This is a genomic window from Yoonia sp. (assembly GCF_014859355.1).
Lineage (GTDB): Bacteria > Pseudomonadota > Alphaproteobacteria > Rhodobacterales > Rhodobacteraceae > Yoonia.
Map to the genome: position 1 here is coordinate 15735 of NZ_JACUUJ010000014.1, position 26049 is coordinate 41783.

General features: G+C 58.5%; 28 protein-coding genes. 15 read left to right on the plus strand and 13 right to left on the minus strand.

The window, feature by feature from the left end:
* Position 1 precedes the first annotated feature (1 nt).
* From IBX59_RS06960 to dapB, 5 genes are all read right to left on the minus strand, one after another.
* Positions 2–928, minus strand: a complete 927-nt coding sequence (locus IBX59_RS06960; protein WP_296373829.1) for an ABC transporter permease subunit — start codon at positions 926–928, stop codon at positions 2–4.
* Between the two features lie 10 nt (positions 929–938).
* Positions 939–1862 (minus strand): oligopeptide ABC transporter permease OppB, encoded by a 924-nt coding sequence (oppB, locus tag IBX59_RS06965; protein WP_296373831.1) that lies wholly within the window; start codon positions 1860–1862, stop codon positions 939–941.
* A 69-nt stretch (positions 1863–1931) separates the two neighbouring features.
* A complete protein-coding gene (locus tag IBX59_RS06970) occupies positions 1932–3566 on the minus strand; it encodes a peptide ABC transporter substrate-binding protein (RefSeq protein ID WP_296373833.1) in 1635 nt (544 codons plus the stop codon).
* 147 nt (positions 3567–3713) lie between these two features.
* A complete protein-coding gene (locus IBX59_RS06975) occupies positions 3714–4076 on the minus strand; it encodes a dihydrodipicolinate reductase (protein ID WP_296373835.1) in 363 nt (120 codons plus the stop codon).
* A gap of 68 nt (positions 4077–4144) precedes the next feature.
* Complete coding sequence (dapB, locus tag IBX59_RS06980; protein WP_296373837.1) at positions 4145–4954, minus strand: 4-hydroxy-tetrahydrodipicolinate reductase; 810 nt, start codon at positions 4952–4954, stop codon at positions 4145–4147.
* A 98-nt stretch (positions 4955–5052) separates the two neighbouring features.
* On the opposite strand from dapB, the gene rbfA reads away from it, so the two are divergent.
* On the plus strand, positions 5053–5448 hold the full coding sequence (gene rbfA / locus IBX59_RS06985; protein ID WP_296373840.1) for a 30S ribosome-binding factor RbfA: 396 nt from the start codon (positions 5053–5055) through the stop codon (positions 5446–5448).
* Complete coding sequence (locus tag IBX59_RS06990) at positions 5448–6179, plus strand: phosphodiester glycosidase family protein (RefSeq protein ID WP_296373842.1); 732 nt, start codon at positions 5448–5450, stop codon at positions 6177–6179. Before rbfA ends, IBX59_RS06990 begins: the two co-directional genes overlap by 1 nt.
* On the opposite strand, the gene IBX59_RS06995 is transcribed toward IBX59_RS06990, so the two are convergent.
* Complete coding sequence (locus IBX59_RS06995; protein ID WP_367119365.1) at positions 6180–6584, minus strand: NUDIX hydrolase; 405 nt, start codon at positions 6582–6584, stop codon at positions 6180–6182.
* A 107-nt stretch (positions 6585–6691) separates the two neighbouring features.
* Here IBX59_RS06995 and IBX59_RS07000 point away from each other — a divergent pair, with 107 nt between their 5' ends.
* Genes IBX59_RS07000 through IBX59_RS07010 form a run of 3 tightly spaced genes read left to right on the plus strand, consistent with a single transcriptional unit; the run spans position 6692 to position 8448 of the window.
* Positions 6692–7603: a co-chaperone YbbN gene (locus IBX59_RS07000; protein ID WP_296373846.1), complete on the plus strand. Its 912-nt coding sequence runs from the start codon at positions 6692–6694 to the stop codon at positions 7601–7603.
* Between the two features lie 27 nt (positions 7604–7630).
* Entirely contained in the window at positions 7631–8272 is a 642-nt protein-coding gene (locus IBX59_RS07005) for an LON peptidase substrate-binding domain-containing protein (RefSeq protein WP_296373848.1), read from the plus strand.
* Positions 8269–8448, plus strand: coding sequence for a Trm112 family protein (locus IBX59_RS07010; protein WP_296373850.1), 180 nt, complete (start codon positions 8269–8271; stop codon positions 8446–8448). The genes IBX59_RS07005 and IBX59_RS07010 overlap by 4 nt, the downstream gene beginning before the upstream one ends.
* Before the next feature lie 131 nt (positions 8449–8579).
* On the opposite strand, the gene IBX59_RS07015 is transcribed toward IBX59_RS07010, so the two are convergent.
* Positions 8580–9035 carry a DsrE family protein gene (locus IBX59_RS07015; RefSeq protein ID WP_367119366.1) on the minus strand — a complete coding sequence of 152 codons (456 nt, stop codon included), beginning with the start codon at positions 9033–9035 and terminating at the stop codon, positions 8580–8582.
* A 103-nt stretch (positions 9036–9138) separates the two neighbouring features.
* Entirely contained in the window at positions 9139–10386 is a 1248-nt protein-coding gene (locus tag IBX59_RS07020; protein WP_296373853.1) for a UbiH/UbiF/VisC/COQ6 family ubiquinone biosynthesis hydroxylase, read from the minus strand.
* Between the two features lie 43 nt (positions 10387–10429).
* Here IBX59_RS07020 and IBX59_RS07025 point away from each other — a divergent pair, with 43 nt between their 5' ends.
* The 4 genes from IBX59_RS07025 to IBX59_RS07040 all read left to right on the plus strand — a co-directional run bounded on the left by IBX59_RS07025 (position 10430) and on the right by IBX59_RS07040 (position 17074).
* Positions 10430–11758 (plus strand): amidase, encoded by a 1329-nt coding sequence (locus tag IBX59_RS07025; protein ID WP_296373854.1) that lies wholly within the window; start codon positions 10430–10432, stop codon positions 11756–11758.
* Positions 11759–11865: 107 nt separating this feature from the next.
* Positions 11866–13044 (plus strand): aminotransferase class I/II-fold pyridoxal phosphate-dependent enzyme, encoded by a 1179-nt coding sequence (locus IBX59_RS07030; protein ID WP_296373855.1) that lies wholly within the window; start codon positions 11866–11868, stop codon positions 13042–13044.
* Positions 13045–13055: 11 nt separating this feature from the next.
* Positions 13056–15869, plus strand: a complete 2814-nt coding sequence (locus IBX59_RS07035) for a DNA translocase FtsK (RefSeq protein ID WP_296373857.1) — start codon at positions 13056–13058, stop codon at positions 15867–15869.
* Positions 15870–16018: 149 nt separating this feature from the next.
* On the plus strand, positions 16019–17074 hold the full coding sequence (locus IBX59_RS07040) for a Hint domain-containing protein (protein WP_296373860.1): 1056 nt from the start codon (positions 16019–16021) through the stop codon (positions 17072–17074).
* Positions 17075–17141: 67 nt separating this feature from the next.
* Here IBX59_RS07040 and rpsU read toward each other — a convergent pair whose 3' ends face one another.
* A complete protein-coding gene (gene rpsU, locus IBX59_RS07045) occupies positions 17142–17348 on the minus strand; it encodes a 30S ribosomal protein S21 (RefSeq protein ID WP_008231221.1) in 207 nt (68 codons plus the stop codon).
* Positions 17349–17458: 110 nt separating this feature from the next.
* Here rpsU and IBX59_RS07050 point away from each other — a divergent pair, with 110 nt between their 5' ends.
* Both IBX59_RS07050 and IBX59_RS07055 read left to right on the plus strand, forming a co-directional pair.
* Entirely contained in the window at positions 17459–18154 is a 696-nt protein-coding gene (locus IBX59_RS07050) for a COQ9 family protein (protein WP_296373938.1), read from the plus strand.
* Complete coding sequence (locus IBX59_RS07055; protein WP_296373868.1) at positions 18154–19122, plus strand: NAD(P)H-quinone oxidoreductase; 969 nt, start codon at positions 18154–18156, stop codon at positions 19120–19122. Before IBX59_RS07050 ends, IBX59_RS07055 begins: the two co-directional genes overlap by 1 nt.
* Positions 19123–19397: 275 nt before the next feature.
* Here the strand turns inward: IBX59_RS07055 and rnhA are convergent, their stop codons facing one another.
* From rnhA to IBX59_RS07075, 4 genes are all read right to left on the minus strand, one after another.
* Complete coding sequence (rnhA, locus tag IBX59_RS07060) at positions 19398–19844, minus strand: ribonuclease HI (protein WP_296373870.1); 447 nt, start codon at positions 19842–19844, stop codon at positions 19398–19400.
* Entirely contained in the window at positions 19844–20293 is a 450-nt protein-coding gene (locus IBX59_RS07065) for a DUF3429 domain-containing protein (protein WP_296373873.1), read from the minus strand. Before IBX59_RS07065 ends, rnhA begins: the two co-directional genes overlap by 1 nt.
* A gap of 4 nt (positions 20294–20297) precedes the next feature.
* The gene (gene ispH, locus IBX59_RS07070; RefSeq protein ID WP_296373875.1) at positions 20298–21248 is read right to left on the minus strand and encodes a 4-hydroxy-3-methylbut-2-enyl diphosphate reductase; all 951 of its coding nucleotides are present in this window, start codon (positions 21246–21248) and stop codon (positions 20298–20300) included.
* Positions 21249–21417: 169 nt separating this feature from the next.
* Entirely contained in the window at positions 21418–22002 is a 585-nt protein-coding gene (locus IBX59_RS07075) for an NYN domain-containing protein (RefSeq protein ID WP_296373877.1), read from the minus strand.
* Positions 22003–22111: 109 nt separating this feature from the next.
* Here IBX59_RS07075 and folK point away from each other — a divergent pair, with 109 nt between their 5' ends.
* The 4 genes from folK (at position 22112) to IBX59_RS07095 (ending at position 26035) form a co-directional block, all read left to right on the plus strand.
* Complete coding sequence (folK, locus tag IBX59_RS07080) at positions 22112–22684, plus strand: 2-amino-4-hydroxy-6-hydroxymethyldihydropteridine diphosphokinase (protein WP_296373879.1); 573 nt, start codon at positions 22112–22114, stop codon at positions 22682–22684.
* A gap of 164 nt (positions 22685–22848) precedes the next feature.
* A complete protein-coding gene (gene rpoZ, locus IBX59_RS07085) occupies positions 22849–23202 on the plus strand; it encodes a DNA-directed RNA polymerase subunit omega (protein WP_296373881.1) in 354 nt (117 codons plus the stop codon).
* A gap of 40 nt (positions 23203–23242) precedes the next feature.
* Positions 23243–25375 (plus strand): bifunctional (p)ppGpp synthetase/guanosine-3',5'-bis(diphosphate) 3'-pyrophosphohydrolase, encoded by a 2133-nt coding sequence (locus tag IBX59_RS07090; protein ID WP_296373882.1) that lies wholly within the window; start codon positions 23243–23245, stop codon positions 25373–25375.
* Positions 25376–25396: 21 nt separating this feature from the next.
* Entirely contained in the window at positions 25397–26035 is a 639-nt protein-coding gene (locus IBX59_RS07095; protein WP_296373883.1) for a DUF2062 domain-containing protein, read from the plus strand.
* The last annotated feature ends 14 nt before the right edge of the window (positions 26036–26049 follow it).

The following is a 26049-nucleotide window of genomic DNA, read 5'->3' on the forward strand; positions in this document are numbered from 1 at the left end:
GTCAGCGGTCCTTGGGGTCAAGCGCGTCACGCAGCCCGTCGCCGACAAAGAAAAAGGCGAAGATGGTGACGACGAAAAAGAAAAGCGGAAAGGCGATCTGCCAGTAATAGCCGTATTGCATGGTGCTGGACCCTTCGTTGATCAGCGCGCCCAGCGATGTGGCGGGTTCCTGCACGCCAAGGCCCAGAAAGCTGATGAAGCTTTCAAAAATGATCATGTTGGGCACCAAAAGCGTGGCATAGACAATCACGATTCCCAGCAGGTTGGGCACGATATGGCGCAGGATGATCTTGACGGGGTGCACGCCGGTGGCGTGCGCCACCTCGACGAATTCCTTGTTCTTGATGGTCAGGGTCTGGCCGCGCGCGATCCGTGCCATATCAAGCCATGAAATCAGCCCGATCCCCAGAAACAGCATGAATATCGACCGGCCAAAGATCACCAGCATCAGGATCAGCACGAACATGAAGGGGATCGACATCAGCACATCGACGATGCGCATCATCACCCCGTCAACCCGCCCGCCGAAATAGCCCGCCGTCGCCCCATAAAGCGTGCCGACCACCACCGCGACCAGTGCGCCGACGATCCCCACCATCAGCGAAATGCCGGTGCCCTGCACGGTGCGGGCGAACAAGTCGCGGCCGCTGTTGTCGGTGCCGAAATAATGGCTCGTTTCCAGTGATGGGACACCTTTGTAAGCGTTGCTGCCGATCAGGGTGAAATCGACAAAATCGTTTTCATATTGCGCCAGCAGCCCGCCGAACAGCGCAAATGCCCCGACCAACGCAAGAATGATCAGCGACACCACCGCCGCCTTGTTGTGCAGGAACCGCTGACGGGCATCGGCCCAAAGCGACCGGCCCTTGATTTCGGCCATGTTCATGGCCTCGGCGACAGATTCCACCGTTGCAGGATTGGGTAACATTGTGCGCCCTTCAATACCGGATCTTTGGGTCGATCCACGCATAAAGGATATCGACCACAAGGTTGAAAAAGATCGTCAGCGCACCCACCAGAATGGTGATCCCCATAATCACGGAATAATCGCGGTTGAACGCGGAATTGACGAAAAACTGCCCGATCCCGCCGGTGGAAAAGAAAACATCAATGATGACTGATCCGGTGATCATCCCCACAAAGGCCGGCCCCAGATAGGACAGCACCGGCAGCATCGCGGGTTTCATTGCGTGTTTCCAGATCACGCGGCGCATGGGCAGCCCCTTGGCCCGCGCCGTGCGGATGAAATTCGCGTTCAGCACCTCGAGCATGGATGACCGTGTAATCCGCGCGATTGACGCCATATAGGACGTGGACAACGCGATCACCGGCATGATCAGATAGGGCCATTGGCCCCCGTTCCAGCCGCCGCCGGGCAACCACCCCAGCCACAGCGTGAAGATCAGCAACAGGATCGGTGCCATCACAAAATTGGGCAGAACCTGCGCACCGATCGAGATGCCGACCGCCAGATAATCGAGCCATGTATTGTGTTTGATCGCCGCCGCCACACCCAGCGACACGCCGATGGTGACAGCCACGACAAAGGACCAAAAACCATAGGTCAGTGTAACAGGAAAACCCTGGGCGATCACATCGTTGACGCTGCGGTCTTTATATTGAAATGACGGGCCGAAATCGAACTGTGTCACCACGCTGGCCACGTAGTTGACGATTTGTTTCCAGAACGGCTGATCCAGCCCGTATTTCGCCTCGATATTGGCCAGAACCGCAGGCGGCAAGGGGCGTTCGGAATTGAACGGGCCGCCGGGGGCTGCATACATCAACACGAACGATACGACGATCAGGATCAATAGCGTCGGAATGGCTACGGCAAGGCGGCGGGCGACAAAGCTGAACATGGGCAGGGTCCATCAAAAAGGTCACCGCGCCCTGATGTTTCACAAGGCGCGGTGTGCTGTCATGGTGCGTTATTCGGCGACTTTATACAGGTTGCGCGAATACCAGTTCTGTTCAAAGTTTTCTGTCGGCCAACCCTTGAGGTCTTCGGCAAACATATCGACAGCTGCATAATGATAGATCGGGATGATCGGCGTGTCCTGCGCTATAAATTCCTCGACCCGGTCATACAGGGGTTGCGGGTTGTTGGATGTTTTCGCCTCGGCCAGCAGGGCGTCAACCTCGGGGTTGAGGTATTTGCTGTCGTTATAACCGGATTCCGATTGCATCAGGTCAAGGAAGGTCGATGCCTCGTTATAATCCGCACACCAGCCGCCACGGGCGACGGCGTAGTCACCGGTGCCGCGCGCCTCTAGAAAAGTCTGCCATTCCTGGTTTGACAATGTGGTTTCCACACCCAGCGTCTGTTTCCACATCTGGCTGACGGCCAAGGCCACCGATTTGTGCGCTTCGCTGGTGTTATAAAGCAAATCAATGCTCAGCGGATTGTCAGAGCCATAGCCCGCCTGCGCCAGCAATTCCTGTGCCATCGCATTGCGTGCGTCCTGTGTCATGGACGCCATGGGAATGTCAGGGGTTTCAAACCCAGCCGTGGCCCAATGGGTAAAGGTGTAAGCCGGCTTTTGCCCGCCCGCCAGCACCGCATCGACGATGATGTCGCGGTCGATGGCAAGGCTTAGCGCCTTGCGCACGTCGGGGTTTTGCAGTTCGGCGGGCGCATTATCGCGCAGGTTGAACATGTAGTAATAGGAACAGGCCTGCGGCACCGAAACGGCCTGATTGGGGTATTGCGTGGACAGGCGCGGGAATTGGCCTGCGGGCACGTCTGTCATATCCAGTTCGCCCGCCAGATAGCGGGTCAGCGCGACGTTTTCATCGGCGACAACCAATTTCACGACCTTTTCAAGGATCGTCGCGTCGTTGTTCCAATACATCGGGTTGCGTTCCCGCACGAGCCGTTCTTGCGGGACAAATTCGGTCAGCACATAGGCACCGTTCGACACGATGTTCCCCGGTTTCATCCAATCGCTGCCATGTGCCTCGACTGTGGCCTGATGCACGGGGAATGTCGTGCCATGCGTCACCATTTGCGCGAAATAGGGCAGGGGTTGCGACAGCCGCACCTCTAGCGTGGTGTCGTCAATGGCGGTCACGCCCAGTTCTGACGGATCCATATCGCCCGCAATCACGGCGGATGCGTTTTCGATCGACATCAGTTCAATATACCAGCTGTAGGGCGATGCCAGTTCGGGCGATGCCGCGCGGCGCCACGCATAGACGAAATCACCCGCTGTCACAGGGTCGCCGTTGGACCATTTGGCGTTGTCGCGCAGGGTGAATGTGTAAACAAGTTTGTCATCGCTGACTGTGTATCCGGTGGCCACACCGGGGATCAGGTTGCCGGCGGCGTCCTGGTTCATCAGACCTTCGAACAGGTCGCGGACCACATCGGCACCATCGACATCTTCGACAAGGCCGGGGTCGTAAGACGGGCTTTCGTCGCCCACGCGGTAGGTGAATGTCTGATCAGAGGCGAGCGTTTCACCTGTCAAAGGGTGCGTGGCATGGCCATTTGCATGAACCGTGCCTGTTGCAGCGATCAAAATTGCGGCGCTGGTTGCCAAGAGCCGATTTTTTAATGTCATGAATATTCTCCCGTGGATGATGCACCGTTGGCCGGTGCAAATTGGACGACTTCACGCGGAATTACGCGGATAAGCTATCCTTTGACGTGCAGTGACAAATGGCAAGTCACATTGCAGCCTGACCCCACGGCAATATTGCGCAGGCCGTTATTGCAGGCGGAACGCAGCAGAGTTGCCTGCGCCGCGATCCACGGTAAAGCGCATCCTGCCGTCGTTGCGCACCTCGACCAGCTGGCAGTTATACCCCAGCGGATCACCGCCCCAGATCAGATCGCGGCAAAAATACCCATCCTGCCAATCCCAGCTGCCGGTGATGTCCCAGCCAATGGCGCGGCCTTCAATCTGGCCGTTTTCCGATACGGTCAATGTGATCGGGTAAAACCCGTGCCGCAATTGCCGCCCTTCGATCAGCGACACAAAGGTGTCCTTGTCCATGACAGGCACATAGGATTCGGCGGCGGCGGGTGTGGCGGCAAGGGCGCATAAAAGCGCAATCAACTTACGTTTCATCGGGCACCTCGTGGTTTTGAGATTTCCTTTGTTACGCACGAACCCGTCGTTTGGTTCACATCGGGCGGTTATAGCCCCAAGACATCGAACATGTCGTATTCGCCCGGGCGTTTATCCTGCCCCCAAAGCGCGGCCCGCAGCGCGCCGCGCACGAAAATCGACCTGTCAGTTGCGATATGGCGCAGCACGATCCGTTCGCCGGCGGCCGCAAACAACACGTCATGTTCGCCCACAATGTCGCCGCCACGAATGGCGCTGAACCCGATATCGCCGCGCTGCCGCGCGCCTGTCATGCCGTCGCGCCCGCTGTCGCGCACATCAGCCAGCGCTACCCCGCGCCCGTTCGCCGCGGCCTCGCCCAGCATCAGTGCGGTGCCGGATGGCGCATCGACCTTTTTGTTATGGTGTGCCTCGATCACTTCAATATCGAAATCTTCATCCAGTGCAGCGGCTACCTGTTGCGTCAGTTTGACCAGCAGGTTCACCCCCAGCGACATGTTGCCCGCCCGCACAATCACCGCGTGGCGGGCGGCGGCGTTGATGGCGCGCAGGTCGTTATCGGACAGCCCGGTCGTGCCGATCACATGCACGGCACGCGCCTGTGCGGCAAGTTCGGAAAATTGCACGGTGGCGGCAGGGGCGGTAAAGTCGATGACCGCCTGCGCCTTTGCAAAAACCTCGATCGGGTCTTGCGTGACGGTCACGCCCACAGGTTGCCCGCCCATGGCGGTGCCAATGTCCTTGCCAACCCAGTCATGGCCTGCGCGTTCCAGCACGCCAACCAGATGGCATTTGTCCGATGCCAGAACCGCCCTGACCAGCGATTGGCCCATACGGCCCGATCCGCCAGTGATCACGATACCCGGTGTGTCGTTCATGGTGCATACCCCGATTGTCTGCGCCTGTCTTAGCGGGTGTTTGCCTGTAGCGCAAAGCCTTGCTTGGCATCTGCGCTAGCAACGATTACATGAACCCTATGGCTAAGAATACGAACCGAGATGGCAAGGCCCCAACGCAGCGCATGCTGCGGGTAGGCGAACAATTCCGCCGCATCCTGTCAGAGGTGCTGCAACGTGGCGACGTGCATGACGATGAACTGGCGCGCATGTCGATCACCGTGGGCGAGGTGCGGATGACACCCGACCTGCGCATCGCCACTGCATTTGTTCTGCCGCTGGGCGGGCAGGGCAAAGAGGATGCGCTGGCCGCATTGCGCCGCAACCGTCATGAAATCCGGCATCTTGTCGTCAAGGGCGGCACAATGAAATTCGCCCCCGAACTGCGGTTTGAAATTGACGGCACCTTTGACCAGATGGACGCCACCCGCGCCCTGCTGGCCGAAGATCACGTGCGGCAGGATCTGGACGACTGATGCGCTGGGTCGTTTTGGCCCTGATGTGTCTGGCAACGCCCGGTCTGGCGACAACCAGTCTGGCCGCGACCTGTGAAAACACAACATATCACGGCAATCGCTATACGGTTTGCACGGTGGACGTTGCGCATGATGACTTGCGCCTGTTCCATGCGGATGAAACCGGCAGGGTGATGGGTAGTTTCCGCGCGGTAGAGGATTCGCTTGACGGTAAGCGCCTGGTCTTTGCGATGAATGCCGGCATGTATCACCCCGACCGCGCGCCGGTGGGGTATTACGTTGAAAACGGTGTGCAAAAGATGCGCGTGGTCACAAACCCCGGCCCGGGAAATTTTGGCCTGTTGCCGAATGGCGTTCTTTGCATCAGCGACAAAGCCGCGCAGGTTGTCGAAACCCTGCGATTTACGGCCGAGCAACCGCCCTGCCGGGATGCCACGCAATCGGGGCCAATGCTGGTAATCGACGGGGCGTTGCATCCGCGGTTCCTGCCTGACAGCACATCACGCAACCTGCGCAATGGTGTCGGCACAACGGCAGACGGCAGGAAGGCGTTTTTCGTGATTTCAAACAATCCTGTGACGTTTCACACCTTTGGTTCGTTCTTTCGCGATCACCTGAAGGTGCCGAACGCGTTGTATCTGGACGGCACAGTATCGCGGCTACATGCACCTGCGTTGGGGCGGTCTGATTTCGGGTTTCAGATGGGGCCGATCGTCGGGGTTGTCGAATAATCAGCCGCGCGCGCACAGGTCCAGCACTGTCTGGACGTTGACGCTGGTTGGCAGTTGCCCCACATCTGCCAGCGGCACCCAAGCCGCAGCAAGCGCATCATCGCTGGCCAGCGGCACGCCGCTTTCGTAATGGCACAGCACCGCCGCCAGCAGGAAATGAAACTGCAATGCGCCCGCGTCATCACGAATGATGACATCAATATTGGTCAGATAGCGTTCGGCACTGGCGATCACGGTTGTTTCTTCGGCCAGTTCGCGCACGGCGGCGGCCAGCGCCGTTTCGCCCGGTTCCACATGCCCGCCGGGAAAACCCCAAAGCCGGGCATTGGGTTCGTTCTTGCGCTGCACCAGCAAAACCCGGTTTTGATGAATAACAACTGCGATTGCGGCAAGTTTTGGTTGCATCGGGTCAGTTCCTTGTTGTTTTGCACCCATCGAAAGCGGCTTTGCCCCTTGGCCTTGGACCTGCTTATGCACATATAGGGGCGAACACGCTATGAAGGAGACAGACGATGCTGGAACTTAACGCGACACCCCAAGCCGACAGCGACCTGATCAAGGACGGCACCGATGCCAGCTTTGGCGCGGACGTGATCGAAGGGTCGCAAACCGTTCCGGTCATCGTGGATTTCTGGGCGACATGGTGCGGCCCGTGCAAAACGCTTGGCCCCGCGCTCGAGGCCGCGGTGCAAAAGGCCAAGGGCCGGGTCAAGCTGGTCAAGATCGACGTTGACGCCAATCAGGTTTACGCAGGTCAGTTGCGGGTGCAGTCGATCCCGACGGTCTATGCCTTTCACCAAGGTCAGCCGGTGGACGGGTTTCAGGGCGCGTTACCGCCTTCACAAGTGGACGAATTTGTGCAGAAAATCGCGGCCCTTGCCGGTGAACCCGAAGACGACGGGCTGACCGCCGCGATTGAGGCCGCAAACCAGATGCTGGATGAAGGTGCCGCCGCCGATGCCGCCGAAACATTCGCCGCGATCCTGCAGGAAGACCCCGCAAATGCCGCGGCCTATGCCGGGTTGGTCCGGTCCTATCTGGCGCTGAACGAGGTGGACGAGGCAGAGGCGATCCTGAACGGTGCGCCGGTTGAAATTTCCAGCGATCCGCTGTTAGAGGCGGTTCACGCCCAGATCACCCTTGCGCGCGAAGCCGCGAATGCCGGCCCGGTGGCGGAATTGCAGGCCACGGTGGACGCCGAACCCGACAACCATCAGGCGCGTTTTGATCTGGCCAAGGCGCTTTATGCCAACGGCAAGGTGCAAGAGGCCGTAGATGAATTGCTGGACCTGTTCCGCCGTGATCGTGAATGGAATGACGGCGCGGCCAAGGCGCAGCTTTTCACAATTTTTGATGCCCGCGATGCCAAGGATCCGATTGTGATGAACGGGCGGCGCAAACTTTCGTCAATGATATTTGCCTGACGACCGCTTCGGTCTAGATCAAAATACATGATATCATCAACTGATCTGCCAGACATCATTCCGGTGTTTCCACTGCCCGGCGCGCTGCTTTTGCCGCGTTCGCGCTTGCCACTGCATTTGTTCGAGCCGCGCTATCTGGCGATGCTGGATGATGTGTTGAAAACGTCCAACAGGCTGATCGGGATGGTTCAGCCCTATGATGCGCCGGGGGCATCGGGCAAACTGCACAGCATTGGCTGTGCGGGCAAGGTTACCGCCTTTTCCGAAACTGAAGACGGGCGCTATATGATCACCCTGTCGGGGGCGTCGCGGTTCCGTATCGTGGAAGAGGTGGAAGGGTTCACCCCCTATCGGCGCTGCAAGGTGACGTGGCAGGGGTTCGAACGCGATCTGGGCGTCACCGAAAAAGACCCCGCCTTTAACCGCGAAAAATTCATGAAGGTTCTGGATCGGTTCCTGAATGCGCAGGGCTTGTCGACCGACTGGGACAGTCTGGGCGAGGCGGAAGACGAATTGCTGATCAATTCTTTGTCGATGCTGTGCCCCTTTCCCCCCGAAGACAAACAGGCCTTGTTAGAGGCACCATCACTTGAAACGCGCCGCGAAACCTTGCAAACCCTGATCGAATACGCCTTGCGCGGCGGATCAGGTGACGAGATCATGCAATGAATGACCCAACTTTCGATCCCAAGATGCTAGAAGCACTGATTTGCCCGTTGACCCATGCGACGTTGCAGTATGACGCGGAAAAGCAGGAGCTGGTATCAAAACCCGCCAACCTGGCCTTTCCGATCCGCGACGGGATTCCGGTGATGCTGGTGGATGAGGCGCGGACGCTGGAATAGACGCCGCCAGAAACGCGCCAAAACGCGTAAGAATATCGCTGTGGCTGTTGATCGCGACATCGTGGTTTAGCGAATTTTTGTTAAAAGCCCGGCCATGTTCAGCCGGGCTTTTCGTTTGCGAACATTATCCTTTATGGTCGCAGATAGGCATAGCCCTGTTCCTGTAACTCTATCAGCCGCACGGCACCGGATGGGACCACAGTCGCCTCACTCAGAAGCGGCACATCTTTCTGGGAATTTCTCTTCATTGCATCGATCGTGTTCTGGCAAGCGGCAAAGCTGATGTTTTCCATTTCCAGCGCCATGGCTGAAATACGTTGCGCCACGGGCGAGGTATCAGCGCGTAGCATGTGCAGGCCGGGGCCGTATGTGACGATCTCGATGATCACCTGCTCGCCTTGCTCTTCGTAATAGGCGGCGATGTTCTGGGCGTTGTTCAGTGCCATGTTCATTGTCTGGATGCTTTCTTCATCCACGTGAATGGCAACCTTGTGGGTCGTTTGGGCCAGCGCCATTTGTGCCCCCACGACCAGCGCCGCAGTCACCATGGCAAGGCGTGTGACCAAGCGCATTGGATTGAAATTCATTGTCATCCTCCCTGAGACATAAAGTATAGGCAGCCTGACAAAAATATCCTTGTTTCACAACTGATATTCTAAAAAATGAATTTATGGATATGTGGATGACAAGCTAGCCGCGCATCAATCGCGGCAAATCCCCCGTTAGCCCTGCCGCCTCGCGGATGAAACCGCGTCGCAGGCCGGGCGCGGCGTTGACCAGCCCCATGCCGATATCGCGTGCAACGCGCAGCAGGGGGTTGTCGTTGGAAAACAGGCGGTTGAACGTGTCCGTCGCAAGCGCCAGCGTGGCCGTGTCGAACCGTCGCCATTGCTGATAGCGTTGCAGCACCAGCGGCGCGCCGATGTCTTCGCCGCGGCTGCGGGCCTCGGTCAGCACATCGGCCAGTGCTGCCACATCGCGCAGGCCCGCGTTCAGCCCTTGCCCTGCGATCGGATGCACACCGTGGGCAGCATCCCCCACCAGCGCGATGCGGTCCGCGATCAGGCTGTTGGCCAGCGTCAGCCCCAGCGGATAGGCAAAGCGCGCCCCCGCCAGCGAAATTTGCCCCAGAAAGCTGCCAAAAGCGGGGCGCAGGGCGTCAAGAAAGGCGTCATCGTCCAGCGCCATCAGGGCCTTGGCGCGGTTTTCTTCCTCGCTCCAGACGATCGAGCTGCGGTTGCCGGTCAGCGGCAGAATGGCCAGCGGCCCGCCGGGCATAAAGAACTGATGCGCGATGCCGTTATGCGGCTTTTCATGGGCGACGGCGCAAACAACGGCGGTTTGCCCGTATCCCCAACCGGTCCGTTTGATCCCCGCGCGGCGGGCCGTGCCACTGGACCGGCCATCAGATCCGACCAGCAACGCGCCGCTGACGGTTTTGCCTGACGCCAGCGTGACGGTCACATGCCCCGCCGATGCGGCCTGTTCCACCACGGTTTCACCCGCCAGATGCGTGATCCGCGCATCGGCGGCCATCGCAACCAGAAAGGCGCGGCGCAGGTGCCGGTCTTCGACCATGAACCCCATCGGGCCTTCTTCGATTTCGGCGTGGTCGAAATGCATCATCCACGGGCTTGGCCCTTCACCGGCACGGCCATCCGAGACCTTGATTTCCAGCATCGGCTGGGCGTGTTCCGCAACGGCATCCCAAACGCCGATTCCCCGCAACAGCCGCATTGACGCCAGCGCCAGCGCATAGGACCGCCCGTCGAAATCATGCCGTTTGCGCCGGTCAACCGGCAGGCTGTCGATGATGGTGACGGCAAAACCCGCCTGTGACGCCGCCAGTGCAAGGGCCGGGCCGTTCAGGCCGCCACCCACGATGATGATATCCGTATTCATACGCCGTAATATGCGCGTCATTGCGGGATTGTCCATGCGCCGCTTGGCCGCTACCGTCGCCGCAACACAGGAGAATGCGATGCAAGACTGGCGATGGATGACAGCGGCGGATCTGGGCCGCGGGATTGGCGCGGGCACGATTGACCCCGGGGCGCTGACCGATATGTTTCTGGCCGCCATCGACGCACATGAACATCGCGACCGCATTTTCGCCCGCGTGACGCATGACCGCGCGCGGGCCGAGGCTGCTGCGGCGGCCGAACGGGCCAGATCCGGGATGCGGCGCGGCCCGCTGGATGGTGTGCCGATTTCATGGAAAGACCTGTTCGACACCGCAGGCATCGGGACAGAGGCAGGCACCGCCCTGATGGCAGGCCGCGTGCCTGACTGTGACGCGGCCGTGCTGCAAGCGGCGACGGCCGCCGGGCTGGTTTGCTTGGGCAAGACGCATATGTCGGAAATCGCCTTTTCCGGGTTGGGGCTTAACCCGATCACTGCAACGGCGCCTTGCGTGCATGATGCGGATGCGGTGGCGGGGGGGTCATCGTCGGGGGCGGCGGCATCTGTCGCGTTCGGGCTGGCGGCAGCGGGTATCGGGACCGATACAGGCGGGTCGGTGCGTATTCCCAGTGCGTGGAATGATTTGGTGGGGCTGAAAACAACCCACGGGCGGTTGTCCCTGGACGGGGTTGTGCCGCTGTGCCTGACCTTTGACAGTGTTGGCCCGCTGTGCCGCACCATCGAGGATGCGACCCTGTTGCTGGCCGCACTGGAAGGCGGCAAAGCGGCCGATCTGGCGGGCAATACGCTGCAAGGCATGCGCCTGATGGTTCTTGATACCATCGTGCCGGACGATGTGCGTGATGTGCCCCGCGATGCTTTTGCCAGCGCGGTGAAGCGGCTGAAAGGCGCGGGCGCCGTGATCGAACACCGCTATTTTTCCCAACTTTTCGATGCGTTCAACGTCGCGGGCAACCTTTATGCCGCCGACAGCTATGGCTGGTGGCGCGATCTGGTCGAGGCGCACCCCGAAAAGATGTTTCCGCAAATCCTTGAACGGGTGCGGGGTGGCAAAACCGTCAGCGGGCCGGATTACGTGGCGGGCTGGAACCTGCTGCGCGATATCCGGCGGCAATATGCAGCGGAAACGGCACAATTCGACGCCGTGATCATGCCCACCGCCCCGATCATGCCGCCCAACGCACAACGCTTGCTGGATGATGACGCCTATTACAAATCCGAAAATCTGCTGGCCCTGCGGAACACGCGGGTGGCGAACCTGCTGGATGTGGCATCCATCACGCTGCCCACGGGCGCGCCATCCTGCGGGATCATGTTCAACGGGCGCAACGGGGGCGAAGCGGCGTTGTTGCGGCTGTGCGCCGCGGCTGAACGGGCGCTGGCCTAAAAGCCACAAATTTTGCCCCTTGCGCGCCTTGTTCTGGACAGGCCCCCCCCCGCCGCGTTAGTTTGAACAAAAGCGGGGCGTGAATGATCCCGTGAATTGAGGCAGTTATGGATTTTCCCGAGCGGTTTTCGAACCTCCCGGTTGCGACGTGGCCGCGATTGCGTGCGTTACTTGACGTGCCTTCGCAAGCGACGGACGTGATCAACATGACCATTGGCGAACCCCGCCATGCGTTTCCTGCTGTCGTGGGCGAAATTCTGGCAGCCAATTTGCAAGGTTTTGCAAAATATCCTGATAACAATGGCTTGCCTGATCTTCTGGGCGCGATTAGCGGGTTTTTGAACCGCCGTTACGGGCTGGACGTGCCGCACGCGCAGATCTGTGCGCTGAACGGCACGCGCGAGGGGCTGTATAACGCGGCTATGGCGCTGTGTCCTGAAACCAAGCGCGGCAAGCGTCCGGTGATTTTGACGCCGAACCCGTTCTATCAGGTCTATGCGGTTGCGGCCCTGTCGGTCGGGGCTGAACCTGTCTATGTGCCTGCGACCGCTGCCACCGGGCATCTGCCCGATTTTCATGCCCTGCCGGATGATGTGCTGGACCGCACGGCGATTGCCTATATCTGTTCGCCTGCCAACCCGCAGGGTGCGGTTGCAGATGCGGAATACTGGCGCGCGCTGATCAAGCTGGCCGAAAAGCATGATTTCATCATTTTCGCCGATGAATGTTATTCTGAAATCTATCGCGACACCCCCCCGCCCGGTGCCTTGCAGATCGCACGGCAGATGGGCGCGCATCCTGAACGGGTCGTGATTTTTCATTCTTTGTCAAAGCGGTCGAACTTGCCGGGGTTGCGGTCCGGGTTTTGTGCGGGTGGGCCGCAATCCATCGCCCAGATCCGCCAATTGCGCGCCTATGCCGGCGCGCCGCTGCCCGAACCCTTGCAGATGGTTGCTTCGGCTGTCTGGGGTGACGAGGCGCATGTCGTCGAAAACCGCGCGCTTTATCACCAGAAATATCGGGTGGCCGATGACATTCTGGGCGGCGTGTCCGGTTACCGTTCGCCGCAGGCGGGGTTTTTCCTGTGGTTGCCGGTGGGTGATGGCGAACAGGCGGCGGTCAAGCTGTGGCAGCAAACCGGCGTGCGTGTTCTGCCCGGCGCATATCTGAGCCGCGATGTGGCGGGTGAAAACCCCGGCAAAGGTTATATCCGGGTCGCCATGGTGGCCCCGACGCAAGAAGTGCAGCGCGGACTGACCCTGATCCGCGATTGTTTGTATCGTTGAGGAAAAACAAGATGGCATCATATCAATCCCGACGGCGCGACCCTCTTTTGGACAGTGCCACGCAGGCCGCGATCGAAAAGCGCGGCAAGGAATTGTTTGGGCTGGCACTGGTCGGGCTTGGTTTGCTGTCGGCTGCAATGCTGGGCAGTTACTCTCCGGATGATCCAAGTTGGATTTCCGCCACTGATGCACCGGTGCAAAACTGGCTGGGGCACTTTGGTGCCACCCTGGCGGCGCCTTTGATGATGATTGTGGGGCTAGGTATTTGGGTATTGCCGGTGACCCTGATCGGGTGGGGCGTGCGGTTTGTGACCCATAATGGCGCGGAACGGGCGATCAGGCGGATCATCTTCGCCCCTATCGCGGTTGCGGTCGCGGCGGTTTATGCCGCAACGCTGACGCCGGGGGCGACATGGCCTGCTAATTTCGGTTTGGGCGGTTTGTTTGGCGATACGGTATTGGGTGTGATCCTGACGGTCATGCCGTGGGGCGCGATTTTAGGGGTCAAGCTGTCGTCACTGGTGTCGGGATTGGCCGTGCTGGTGCTGATGGCTGTGGTTGTGGGATTTACCCGCCCTGAATTGCGGGCCTTTGTGCGCTTTGTGCTGCTGGGAACAGTCATGCTTTATGCCTTGGCGCTGCGGGGATTGGGGCGTGGTGCGGAACTGTCCGCGCGGGCGGCGCAGGGTTTGTCTGCAACGGTGCAGGCGCGGCGGGAACAGGGCCTTGCGGTGCGCGCCACCCAAAAACCGCAGGTTGATTTCAAAGCGCGCGCTGCCGCTGTCGTTCGGTCAAATGCCGCACCCGAAGGTGCCTTACGCCGGATGCCACCTGCGCCCGATGTGGTCGCGCGACCTGTGATTGCACCGCTGCGCGCACCGGAACAGCGCAGCGCCGGCTTGCTGGCTGGATTACTGCGGCGGGGGGCGCCGATGCCCGAGCCGGAACTGGTGACGCAGACGCCACCTGATTATGACAGGCAACCGGGTGATCCTGACCGCGTCAGCGCACGCATTGCGGACGCCATCAAGAACCGCAAGATGCCGCCCGCCCCCGAAGGGATGCGCATCGAACCATCGCTGACAGCGGGGCGCGGCCCCAAGCCTTTTGTTGTTGCGCCGACAGCTGCAGTGGCTGAAGGTCTGGACGCGGTGATTGAAGATGATACGCTAGCGCCTCTGCGGGCCGAACCACCTGTCATGGTGCCAGAACTGCGCGGCGTTGTGCAACATCCCCCCAAACGCGCCACACAACCATCGCGGCAAGCGCAGGCAGAAGCGCAGCCAGCTTTGGCTTTTGATGAGAAATATGCCGATTACGAACACCCGCCGCTTAGCTTGCTGACCAGCCCGGTTGAAATCCAGCGCCATCATCTGAGTGATGAGGCGTTGGAGCAAAATGCCCGGATGCTGGAAAGCGTGCTGGATGATTACGGCGTCAAAGGTGAAATCGTCAGTGTGCGCCCCGGCCCTGTTGTCACCATGTATGAACTAGAACCAGCCCCCGGCCTGAAAGCCAGCCGCGTGATTGGCCTTGCCGATGATATCGCGCGGTCCATGTCGGCGCTGTCGGCGCGTGTGTCCACCGTGCCGGGGCGCAGCGTAATCGGGATCGAACTGCCGAACGAGAACCGCGAAAAGGTGGTGCTGCGCGAAATCCTGTCGCACCGTGATTTTGGTGATAGCAACCAGAAACTGCCCTTGGCGCTGGGCAAGGATATCGGCGGTGAACCGATTATCGCCAACCTTGCCAAAATGCCCCACCTGCTGATTGCCGGGACAACGGGTTCTGGGAAATCCGTGGCGATCAACACGATGATCCTGTCGCTGCTTTACAAGCTGACACCGGAAGAATGCCGGATGATCATGATCGACCCCAAGATGCTGGAACTGTCTGTTTACGACGGCATTCCGCACCTGCTGTCGCCCGTCGTGACTGACCCGAAAAAGGCCGTTGTCGCCCTGAAATGGGTCGTGGGCGAGATGGAAGAACGTTACCGCAAGATGTCCAAGATGGGCGTGCGCAACATTGACGGCTTTAACGGGCGCGTAAAAGATGCGCTGACCAAGGGCGAGATGTTCAGTCGCACGGTGCAAACGGGCTTTGACGACGAAACCGGCGACCCGATCTTTGAAACCGAAGAATTCCAGCCCGAAATGCTGCCCTATATCGTCGTGATCGTTGATGAAATGGCCGACCTGATGATGGTTGCGGGCAAGGAAATCGAAGCGTGCATCCAGCGCCTTGCGCAGATGGCGCGGGCGTCGGGTATTCACCTGATCATGGCAACACAGCGCCCGTCTGTCGATGTGATCACCGGCACGATCAAGGCAAACTTTCCCACCCGGATTTCGTTTCAGGTCACATCGAAAATCGACAGTCGCACCATTTTGGGTGAAATGGGGGCCGAACAGCTTTTGGGTATGGGTGACATGCTTTACATGGCGGGCGGGTCCAAGATCATGCGTGTGCATGGGCCTTTCGTGAGTGACGAAGAGGTCGAGGAAATCGTCAACCACCTGAAGGGCTTTGGCCCGCCAGATTATATGTCCGGCGTGGTTGAAGGCCCTTCCGATGATGCTGAAAGCAGCATTGATCTGGTGCTGGGGTTAAGCGACGGGTCGGATCTTGAAAACGCACTTTATGACACCGCCGTGGCGATTGTGATCAAGGATCGCAAATGTTCGACCAGCTATATCCAGCGCAAACTTGCGATTGGCTATAACAAGGCCGCACGCCTGGTCGAACAGATGGAAGATGAAGGCGTGGTCAGTTCCGCAAACCATGTCGGCAAACGCGAAATTTTGGTGCCGGAACAACACTGACCGGCGGATCGTCAGAAAAATGCAACGGCGCAGAAACCGTCGTTGCATAAAATTAATCCTTCTCTTAACGAATAATGCAGAAATACTATTCGGCGCGCAATTTCGCGCTACCTGATTTTTGTTGCGTGGTTTTTGAAGGAGAGTCCGCTTTGGCCATTGAAACACTTTTTATTCTTGGGGCATCAAATATCACCGTGTCTGACGGCGCCCAGCTTTCCGGGATCACCCAAGGGACCGGCGAACACCTTTTGGGGAAAACGATCACCCTGAACAATAACAACTGGGAAACTGTGAGCATCAATGATGCGCCCGCCAGAGATGAAGCAAACTTTACTGATAACGACGCATCTCAACGGTTGAACGGCACACAAACGATTGATGGTGTCACGTATAGCGATCAGATGATTGTTGAGGCCGAATACGCGCTGACCGTCACCGATCCTGACGGTGTGGAATACAGGCTTGTTGCTTTCAACATCCGCGAAACAGGGTCCGGTTTGCCAAATTTCGCCACTATTGAAGGTTTCGCTTTTGTTGGGCCAACCGGTGGTTTCCCCCCAATTGGTGTGCCGCTGACGGTGATACAAAATTTCGAATTCCCGTCAGAACCTTATATTAACTTTGCCGCGCCCCCCTGTTTCACGGCCGGCACGGTTTTGCGGACACCGGATGGCGACCGTCCGGTTGAAGATCTGGCTGTGGACGATTGGGTTGATACACTGGACCATGGCCCGCAACAAATACGCTGGATCGGGGTTGTCCGCCTACCGCGCCCGGTGCTTGCGCAAAAGCCGAAATTCAGGCCGGTGTTGATCCGGCAAGATGCGTTTGGCCCCGGCCAGCCCCGCCGTGACCTGCGCGTGTCGCCGCAACACCGGATGCTGGTCACGGGCTGGCAGGCAGAGCTGATGTTTGGTGAACCCGAAATTCTTGTGCCTGCCATCAAGATGGTGAACGACAAGACGGTGACCGTGGACCACAGCTGTGATGATCTGGCGTATTTTCACGTGATGTTCGACCAGCACGAAATTGTTTTCGCCGAAGGTGTTGTGACGGAAAGTTTCCTGCCCGGATTGGATGAAACCGCTGCGGTTGAAACGCAGGCAGAACTGGAAGCCCTGTTTCCAGATGGGCCCTGTCGTAAAACGAAAACCGCACGCCCCTGTTTTTCCGACAAACGGACAATCCTTTTGGCGACATCATAAAAAAATAACCCCCGCCTGAACTGTCAGCCGGGGGTATTCTTGATCGTCGCGTCGATTGGGTTGCTGTTTAAAGCAAACCTTCGCGCTGCAGCTTTTTCCGTGCCAGCTTGCGCTGACGGCGGATTGCTTCGGCTTTTTCGCGCGCTTTACGCACGGAAGGCTTTTCGAAATGCTGCTTGAGCTTCATTTCACGAAAAACGCCCTCACGCTGAAGTTTTTTCTTCAGAGCACGCAACGCCTGATCGACGTTGTTATCACGAACACTAACCTGCATGTGGTTTTCACCACCTCTCTAAGTTAAATTTGCAAAAATCGCAGGAACTGTGCAGATAGCAAAAGCGGGCTAGTTTGTCCAGTGCCCGGCAAGAAGGAGAAACGCCCGTGATGCAGACCCCCATTGATCCCGCCAAGGACAGGCTTCTGGATGCGATCCTGCCGCATGTCGCGTTTGACGGTTGGTCGCCAATGGCCTTTCAGGCGGCTGTGACCACGGTGGGGATCAACCCCGCCCATGCCCGCACGCTGTGTCCGCGCGGGGCCGTTGATTTGGCTGTCGCCTATCATGAACGCGGCGACCGCGCGATGCTGGATGCGATCAAGGGCGCGGATCTGTCTGAAATGCGTTTTCGCGATAAGGTGGCCCATGCGCTTCGCCTGCGGATTCGTGCGATTGATGACAAAGAGGCGGTGCGCCGTGGCACGGCCCTGTTCGCCCTGCCGCATATGGCCGCCGATGGTAGCAAGCTGATCTGGGGCACGGCAGATGCGATCTGGACTGCGCTGGGCGACACATCGCAGGATGTGAACTGGTATACCAAGCGCCTGACGCTGTCGGGGGTTTATGCATCGGTCGTGTTGTATTGGCTAGGCGATGACAGTCTGGACGGGCAGGCGACCGATGCCTTTATCGACCGGCGGATTGATAACGTGATGCAGTTCGAAAAGGTCAAGGCGCAGGTGCGCGATAACCCGTTATTCAAACCTGTGACCGGCCCGCTGGGGCGGCTATTGTCGGGGGTCAGGGCACCTGCCAAAATACCCCCCCTTGATTTGCCCGGCATATGGAAAGACCCGCAGTGATGCACGTGATAACGATCAGCAAACCCGGCGGTCCAGAAGTTTTGGTGCCAGCCGAACGCCCCATGCCGCAACCTGCCTATGGTCAGGTGGTGATCAAACTGGCCTATGCGGGGGTGAACCGGCCCGATGCCTTGCAGCGCGCCGGGCTTTATGATCCGCCCAAAGGCGCGAGCGATCTGCCCGGTCTGGAATGTTCGGGCGAAGTTGTGGCCGTTGGCGCGGGCGTCACCACGCCCAAGGCCGGCGATCAGGTTTGTGCTCTGCTGCCCGGTGGTGGCTATGCGGAATATGTGGCGACGCCTGCGGCGCATTGCCTGCCGGTGCCGCATGGCATGACCCTGAAACAGGCGGCTTGTCTGCCTGAAACATTCTTTACCGTCTGGTCCAATGTGTTCATGCGCGGCGGCTTGCAAGGGGGCGAGCGGTTTTTGGTGCATGGCGGCACTTCCGGTATTGGCACCACGGCGATACAGCTGGCGCATGTGTTTGGCGCACGGGTGTTCACCACGGCGGGGTCGGATGCAAAATGCGCCGCTTGTGTCGCCTTGGGGGCCGAACAGGCAATTAATTATCGCAACAATGATTTTGTCGAGGTGATGCAGGCACAGGGTGGCGCGGACCTGATCCTTGATATGGTGGGCGGGCCGTATATTCAGCGGAACATCAAATCGCTTGCCGATGATGGCAGGTTGGTGCAGATCGCCTTTTTGCAGGGGCCAAAGGTTGAACTGAACCTTGTGCAACTGATGACCCGGCGGCTGACGATCACGGGGTCAACGCTGCGCCCGCAGTCTGATCTGGCCAAGGCACGGATTGCCGAACAGTTGCGCGCCCATGTCTGGCCGTTGCTGGCCGCAGGCCGCATTGCGCCGGTGATGGACCGCGAATTCGCCCTGACAGACGCCGCCGCCGCCCATGCCCGCATGGAAAGCAGCGCACATATCGGCAAGATTGTTCTGAAGGTCTAGGTCACTGGCGGGGGGGGCCCTTGTAAACCCCCACTTTCCAACCAAAGGTCAAACAGCCGGCCCGCAAGGCAATCGTGACGCCGGCACAAATCAGCAGCGCGAACGGGGTGGCCAGCCCAAAGGCAAGCGCCACCAGCGCGGCAGACGCCCCGGCCAGCGCCGTCAGGCTGGCACAAAGATAAATCCGACCACATCCAACTGCGCCCGACTGGCGACCAGCGCCGCCAGTCAGCGCAAAGACAAAACAGCTGCATAATCAAGAATAACAAGCAAAGTCATGGCTTGAACGGGGCCATGCCCGCGCGCGCCAGTTCATCGGCGCGTTCGTTTTCGGGGTGGCCTGCGTGGCCCTTGACCCATTCCCATGTCACGTCATGGCTGGCCACTGCGGCATCCAGGCGCTGCCACAGATCAACGTTTTTTAGCCCGCCTTTTTTGGTCCAGCCGTTCCGTTTCCAGCCGTGAATCCACTTGGTTATGCCGTCTTTGACATAGGCGCTATCGGTTACGATGGTGATTTTTGTGCCGGGTTTGAGCGTTTCAAGCGTGCTGATCGCCGCCATCAGTTCCATCCGGTTGTTTGTGGTCTGGGATTCACCGCCCGACAGTGCGCGTTCTTTTACCACGGTGCTACCTTCGCGCGCGACCAGTAGTGCGCCCCAGCCACCGGGACCGGGATTGCCCGAACAGGCCCCGTCGGTATAGGCGAAAATCTCTGCCATCACAGCACGATCGGCAAATAGGTCAGCACGACAGTGCCGGTCAGCAGCACCCGCAGGTGCATCCACCATGGCGGGGCCAGTTCCAGACGCCAGAAATGCCAGTCAAGCAATAGCAGCGCCAGAAACCCCACGATCAGATTCATCGCCGCCGTAGTCGGCCCGCCGCCCGTCATGAAAAATGCCCAAAGCGCCGGGATCACGGACAGGATATACCCCGCAGTTGCAGTTTGCCCGGTTGCTTTGGTCGCAAACCCCCACAGGACGCCGGACATGAAGGACAGGATCACCGCACCATAAAACAACTGGACATAAGGCCCGATAAACCGCCCGCCCAGGTTCATCTGGCCCCATTGCCCCAGTTCCGGGCGCAATATGGTCAGCGCACCCCAGATAAAGGGGATTAGCCCGGCAAGACCAAGAACCAGCGCGGATCGGGGGATGCTGCTCATGATGTCAGGCCGGTTCGCGCAGCACGCGCGGCACTTTGAATTCGACGTTTTCCTTGGCGGTTTCCACCAGTTCGACGCTCACCTCGAACCGGTCACGGAAGGCGTCGATAACCTCGTTGATCAGCACCTCGGGGGCGCTGGCCCCAGCCGTAATCCCCATGGATGTGATCCCTTGCAATGCGCGCCAGTCAATGTCCGCCGCCCGCTGAACCAACTGGGCGTATTGGCAGCCAGCGCGTGCGCCCACCTCGACCAGACGCCGCGAATTGCTGGAATTGGGCGCGCCGACAACCAGCATCGCATCGCATTTAGGGGCCATGGCCTTGACCGCCTCTTGCCGGTTGGTGGTGGCGTAACAAATGTCTTCTTTATGGGGGCCGACGATGGTGGGGAACCGTGCCTGCAAGGCGGCCACGATATCGGCGGTGTCATCAACCGATAGCGTCGTCTGGGTGACAAAGGCCAGCTTTTGCGGGTCACGCACCTGCACCTTGGCCACATCATCGGGCGTTTCGACCAACAGCACTTCGCCCGGTGGCAGCTGGCCCATGGTGCCAACCGTTTCAGGGTGGCCTGCGTGGCCGATCATGATCATCTGCAAGCCGTTGTCGGCGTGGCGCTGGGCCTCGATATGGACCTTGCTGACCAGCGGGCAGGTGGCATCGACATAGATCATTTCACGCGCCTGTGCTGTGGCGGGCACGGATTTCGGCACGCCGTGGGCGGAAAAAATCACCGGGCGATCCGGTGGGCATTCATCCAGTTCTTCGACGAAAATGGCCCCTTGGTCACGCAAATTGTCGACAACGAATTTGTTGTGCACGATTTCATGGCGCACATAGACCGGCGCCCCCCATTTCTGCAGTGCCATTTCGACAATTTTTATTGCGCGATCAACACCCGCGCAAAATCCGCGGGGGGCAGCCAGATAAAGCGTAAGCGGCGGTTTTGTCATGCAGTATCTCCGGCTTTGGCACAGAGTTAAGGCCTTGGCGGCACGAGGTCCAGCCCTGCAAGCTGCACATCATGAAAAGCCGCCGTCTTGCAGTGCCTGGCGGGAATCCACATCGGACAGCACGCCGCCCGATGTGGACTGGTGTGATCCCCGATGTGGACTGGTGTGATCAGCGTGTTTCGTCGACGGCTGCTTCGTTGTCCTGAAACTGGGTGCTGCGCGGATCCCGTGCCGGGCGTCCCACCACATCGCGCAGTTCGTCAAGTTCGATAAAGTTATCGGCCTGGCGGCGCAGTTCGTCCGCGATCATCGGAGGATGGCTGCGAATTGTAGACACGACCGACACCCGCACACCTTTTCTTTGCAAAGCTTCTATCAGCGGCCGGAAATCACCGTCGCCTGAAAACAGCACGATGTGATCGACATGCGCCGCCAATTCCATGGCATCGACAGCGAGTTCGATATCCATGTTTCCCTTGACCTTGCGACGGCCCATGCTGTCGGTGTATTCTTTTGCCGGTTTTGTCACCATCGTGTAGCCGTTGTAATGCAACCAGTCTACCAAAGGGCGAATCGGCGAATATTCATCATTTTCGAGCAATGCGGTATAATAGAAAGCACGTAACATTTTGCCGCGTCGCATAAACTCCTGGCGCAACAATTTATAGTCGATATCAAACCCTAGGGACCTTGCCGCAGCGTAAAGATTTGATCCATCGATGAAGAGCGCAAGTCGCTCGTCCCGATAAAACATGATTAGTCCTTTCGAATGGTGTCATGCAGGTTGCAGACGGTGTGAGTGGCGTTTTGTATACAACAGCGCAGACGACTAGCATTTTTTATGGCAGAAGCAAGGGATCTAAATGGACAATGTAAGCCATTTCGCGCTGATTTGCTTGGGCAGCAATGCAGATTCGGTCTTTGGAAATCCGCAGGAGACGGTTGAAAGGGCGATCGCATTAATCGGCGAAATGTCTGATGAATCTTGCCAAATCAGCAGCTTATACAGAACGCCGGCCTTTCCCGCAGGGGCGGGGCCGGATTTTGTGAACGCAGCAATGGCGATAAGGACGACCCTTTCGCCAGAGGCGACGTTGGGTCATTTGCACCAGATCGAAACGCTGGCGGGGCGCGTGCGCACAAAAAGGTGGGGTCAGCGCACGCTTGATCTGGATTTGATTGCGGTGGATGATCTGATTTGCCCGGATATTCATGTTTATAATCAATGGCGAAACTTGCCATCGGCGGCGCAGCAGGTCAAAGCGCCAGACCGTCTGATCCTGCCCCATCCACGATTGCAGGACCGCAGTTTTGTTCTTGTTCCGCTGGCAGATGTGGCCTCTGGCTGGATACATCCGGTGCTTGGTTTGACGGTGCAGCAGATGTTGGCGCAGCGGCCAGACGCGGAACGGGCGGAGGTTATTGCGCTGATATGATTCGCGAAGCTTTGGAAAAGCCCTGAAAACGGATGCGATTTTTGGGGAAAATCCATGAAAAATGGATGTCCAACGCGGGAAATCGACATTCCGACCCTTGTCAGCAGGTCCTCAAAGTTCTAGAGAGGCAACTTCTGAACGACCCTTGAATGCTGGAGTGCCCCATGGCCCGCGTAACCGTAGAAGATTGCGTCGACAAAGTTCCGAACCGGTTTGAACTTGTGATGCTGGCGGCCCACCGCGCCCGCGAAATTGCAGCAGGTGCGCCCATTACGGTTGTGCGCGACAATGACAAGAACCCGGTCGTTGCGCTGCGCGAAATCGCCGACGAAACCCAACTGGCTGATGACCTGCGCGAACGGATGATCGAGGCCAATCAAACACAGATCGAGGTTGACGAACCCGAAGAAGACAGCATGTCTTTGCTTATGGGGGCGGATGCTGACAAGCCGGTTGACGACGATATGTCAGAAGAGAAGCTGTTGCGCGCCCTGATGGATGCACAAGGGCAACGCTAGGGCTGGCAAACCGGCCTAAAGGAAATGGGCACGGGACCAGATGACGACTGTTGAAGACCTGATCGCACTGGTCCGCACCTATAACCCTCGTTCAAACGAGGCGCTTTTGCGTGATGCCTATGCGTTTGGTGCTGAAATGCACGACGGGCAGTATCGGCATTCAGGCGAACCGTATTTTTCGCATCCAGTCGCTGTGACCCGTATTTTGGCTGAACAGCAGATGGATGATGCCACGCTGATCACAGCGCTGCTGCACGACACGATCGAGGATACAAAAGCGTCTTACGCGGTGGTCGAAAAACGCTTTGGCCATGAAATCGCCGAACTGGTCGATGGTGTGACCAAGCTGACGAATTTGCAGTTGAACTCGACGCAGACCAAGCAGGCAGAAAACTTTCGCAAGCTGTTCATGGCAACCAGCCGCGACCTGCGGGTCACTTTGGTCAAACTTGCTGACCGGCTGCACAATATGCGCACCATCAAATCCATGCGCCCCGACAAGCAGGCCCAAAAAGCCCGCGAAACGATGGATATTTTTGCTCCTCTGGCCGGTCGGATGGGCATGCAGTGGATGCGCGAAGAGCTTGAGGATCTGTCCTTCAAGGTGCTGAATCCCGAAGGCCGCAATTCTATCATCCGCCGGTTCATCACACTGCAACGCGAAGCTGGTGATGTGGTGCAGAAAATTACCACTGACATGCGGGTAGAACTGGAAAAGGCCAACATTCAGGCCGAGGTAATGGGGCGTGCCAAAAAACCCTATTCCATCTGGCGCAAGATGCAGGAAAAGGATCAGGGCTTTAGCCGTCTGTCCGACATTTACGGCTTTCGCGTGATCACCGCGACCGAGGCCGATTGCTACCGGGTTCTGGGGGCCATCCACCAGCGGTGGCGGGCTGTGCCGGGGCGGTTCAAGGATTATATCAGCCAGCCCAAGACCAACGGCTATCGGTCGATCCACACCACCGTGTCAGGCCGCGATGGCAAGCGGGTGGAGGTGCAGATCCGCACCCGCGAAATGCACGAAGTCGCAGAAACCGGGGTTGCCGCGCATTGGTCCTATCGTAATGGTGAACGGGTCGAAAACCGCTTTGCCGTGGACCCTGTGCAGTGGATTTCTTCGTTGACTGAACGGTTTGAGGATGATCAGGACCACGAAGAATTCCTCGAAGCTGTCAAGTTGGAAATGTATCAGGATCAGGTGTTCTGTTTCACGCCCAAAGGTGACGTTATCAAACTGCCTCGCGGGGCGACGCCGATTGATTTTGCCTATGCGATCCACACACGGATCGGGGCGGCCTGTGTGGGGGCCAAGGTTGATGGGCTGCGGGTGCCGTTGTGGACCCGGCTGAAAAATGGCCAGTCTGTTGAAATTATCACGGCTGAGGGCCAGACCCCGCAGGTGACGTGGATTGACATCGCCGTGACCGGGCGAGCCAAGACAGCAATCCGCCGCGCCCTGCGCGAAGAAGACCGCGAAAGGTTTGTGCGGTTGGGCCGGGAACTGGCGCGGGTAGCGTTTGAAAACTTTGGCAAGAAAGCAACCGACAAGGCGCTGTTGACGGCGGCCAAGGCGCTGGCCATCGACGGCGTAGAGGAATTGCTGGCGCAACTTGGCAGCGCGGAAATTACGGGTCGTGATGTTGTTTTGGCGATCTATCCCGCGCTGAAGGCGAAGCAAGGTGATGAAGTTGATCAACGCCGCGCTGTTGTCGGGCTGAGCCCTGATCAGGTCAAGAAACGTGGGGTCTGTTGCCAGCCGGTGCCGGGCGAACGGATTGTAGGGATCAGCACGCGCGGGCAGGGGGTGATGGTGCATGCCATCGACTGTCAGGCCCTTGCCGATTACGAAGACCAGCCTGAGCGTTGGATCGATTTGCACTGGCAAGAGGGCACGCATGGCGCGGTCAATACGGTCACATTTGATGTGACAATTGCCAATGACGCCGGTGTGCTGGGCCGTATTTGCACGCTGATCGGTGAACAGGATGCAAATATTTCCGATCTCAAGTTCATTGATCGCAAACCCGATTATTTCAGGCTGCTGATTGATGTGGATTTGCGCGATGCCGAACATCTGCACCGCGTCCAGACAGCACTTGATGCAGAAAGCAACGTGTCATCCATCACGCGGCATCGCGACCCCGGGCTGGCTGTGCCAGCGCGCGACTGACGTCGGAAAAGGGGACGTTGAGTGTTCAAACGCAGGGATAAGAGGCCTTTCTGGCGAATCGCCGCCAGTATCGTCTATCCGCGCGGCGGCTGGGCGCGGGCCTTTGAATACGTCAAGCATCGGGTGCGGCGTTTACCGGACACGCCTGAAAAGATATCGCGCGGGATCGCGGCGGGGGTTTTTACCACCTTCACCCCTTTCTACGGGTTTCATTTTTTTATCGCGGCGTTTCTGGCTCGGACGATGCGCGGCAACATCATTGCGTCGCTTTTGGCGACATTTTTTGGCAACCCGTTGACCTATGTTCCGATTGCGGCCACGTCACTGGGAACGGGGTATTTTCTGCTGGGTATGCGCCCGGATGCAGAACTGCATCAGTCGCTTGGGAAAACTTTTGCCGGGGCTGGCCGGGATCTGTGGCAGAATTTCACGTCCTTATTCACCCCCGAAAAGGCAGATTGGCACAGGTTGCACGTTTTTTATGATGAGGTGTTCTTTCCCTATATGATCGGCGGTATCCTGCCGGGGCTGATCATGGGTGCAATAGCCTATTATTTGTCGGTTCCGGTGATTGCGGCCTACCAGAACCGGCGGCGCAAGCTGTTGCGCGCCAAACTGGAGCAGTTGGGAAAAAAGAACGGGCTGACAGATGACGATTGAACATGACCGCGCTA

Bases quoted from the DNA above. Each gene is read 5' to 3' on its own strand.
- ispH (WP_296373875.1), bottom strand. From the start codon at position 21,248: ATGACAAAACCGCCGCTTACGCTTTATCTGGCTGCCCCCCGCGGATTT.
- IBX59_RS07035 (WP_296373857.1), top strand. From the start codon at position 13,056: ATGGCATCATATCAATCCCGACGGCGCGACCCTCTTTTGGACAGTGCC.
- IBX59_RS06975 (WP_296373835.1), bottom strand. From the start codon at position 4,076: ATGAAACGTAAGTTGATTGCGCTTTTATGCGCCCTTGCCGCCACACCC.
- oppB (WP_296373831.1), bottom strand. From the start codon at position 1,862: ATGTTCAGCTTTGTCGCCCGCCGCCTTGCCGTAGCCATTCCGACGCTA.
- IBX59_RS06995 (WP_367119365.1), bottom strand. From the start codon at position 6,584: ATGCAACCAAAACTTGCCGCAATCGCAGTTGTTATTCATCAAAACCGG.
- IBX59_RS07055 (WP_296373868.1), top strand. From the start codon at position 18,154: ATGCACGTGATAACGATCAGCAAACCCGGCGGTCCAGAAGTTTTGGTG.
- IBX59_RS06970 (WP_296373833.1), bottom strand. From the start codon at position 3,566: ATGACATTAAAAAATCGGCTCTTGGCAACCAGCGCCGCAATTTTGATC.
- IBX59_RS07015 (WP_367119366.1), bottom strand. From the start codon at position 9,035: ATGAATTTCAATCCAATGCGCTTGGTCACACGCCTTGCCATGGTGACT.
- IBX59_RS07005 (WP_296373848.1), top strand. From the start codon at position 7,631: ATGATATCATCAACTGATCTGCCAGACATCATTCCGGTGTTTCCACTG.
- folK (WP_296373879.1), top strand. From the start codon at position 22,112: ATGGACAATGTAAGCCATTTCGCGCTGATTTGCTTGGGCAGCAATGCA.
- IBX59_RS07025 (WP_296373854.1), top strand. From the start codon at position 10,430: ATGCAAGACTGGCGATGGATGACAGCGGCGGATCTGGGCCGCGGGATT.
- IBX59_RS06990 (WP_296373842.1), top strand. From the start codon at position 5,448: ATGCGCTGGGTCGTTTTGGCCCTGATGTGTCTGGCAACGCCCGGTCTG.
- IBX59_RS07090 (WP_296373882.1), top strand. From the start codon at position 23,243: ATGACGACTGTTGAAGACCTGATCGCACTGGTCCGCACCTATAACCCT.
- IBX59_RS07020 (WP_296373853.1), bottom strand. From the start codon at position 10,386: ATGGACAATCCCGCAATGACGCGCATATTACGGCGTATGAATACGGAT.
- rbfA (WP_296373840.1), top strand. From the start codon at position 5,053: ATGGCTAAGAATACGAACCGAGATGGCAAGGCCCCAACGCAGCGCATG.
- IBX59_RS07010 (WP_296373850.1), top strand. From the start codon at position 8,269: ATGAATGACCCAACTTTCGATCCCAAGATGCTAGAAGCACTGATTTGC.
- rpoZ (WP_296373881.1), top strand. From the start codon at position 22,849: ATGGCCCGCGTAACCGTAGAAGATTGCGTCGACAAAGTTCCGAACCGG.
- dapB (WP_296373837.1), bottom strand. From the start codon at position 4,954: ATGAACGACACACCGGGTATCGTGATCACTGGCGGATCGGGCCGTATG.
- rpsU (WP_008231221.1), bottom strand. From the start codon at position 17,348: ATGCAGGTTAGTGTTCGTGATAACAACGTCGATCAGGCGTTGCGTGCT.
- IBX59_RS07030 (WP_296373855.1), top strand. From the start codon at position 11,866: ATGGATTTTCCCGAGCGGTTTTCGAACCTCCCGGTTGCGACGTGGCCG.
- IBX59_RS07075 (WP_296373877.1), bottom strand. From the start codon at position 22,002: ATGTTTTATCGGGACGAGCGACTTGCGCTCTTCATCGATGGATCAAAT.
- IBX59_RS07000 (WP_296373846.1), top strand. From the start codon at position 6,692: ATGCTGGAACTTAACGCGACACCCCAAGCCGACAGCGACCTGATCAAG.
- rnhA (WP_296373870.1), bottom strand. From the start codon at position 19,844: ATGGCAGAGATTTTCGCCTATACCGACGGGGCCTGTTCGGGCAATCCC.
- IBX59_RS07065 (WP_296373873.1), bottom strand. From the start codon at position 20,293: ATGAGCAGCATCCCCCGATCCGCGCTGGTTCTTGGTCTTGCCGGGCTA.
- IBX59_RS06960 (WP_296373829.1), bottom strand. From the start codon at position 928: ATGTTACCCAATCCTGCAACGGTGGAATCTGTCGCCGAGGCCATGAAC.
- IBX59_RS07050 (WP_296373938.1), top strand. From the start codon at position 17,459: ATGCAGACCCCCATTGATCCCGCCAAGGACAGGCTTCTGGATGCGATC.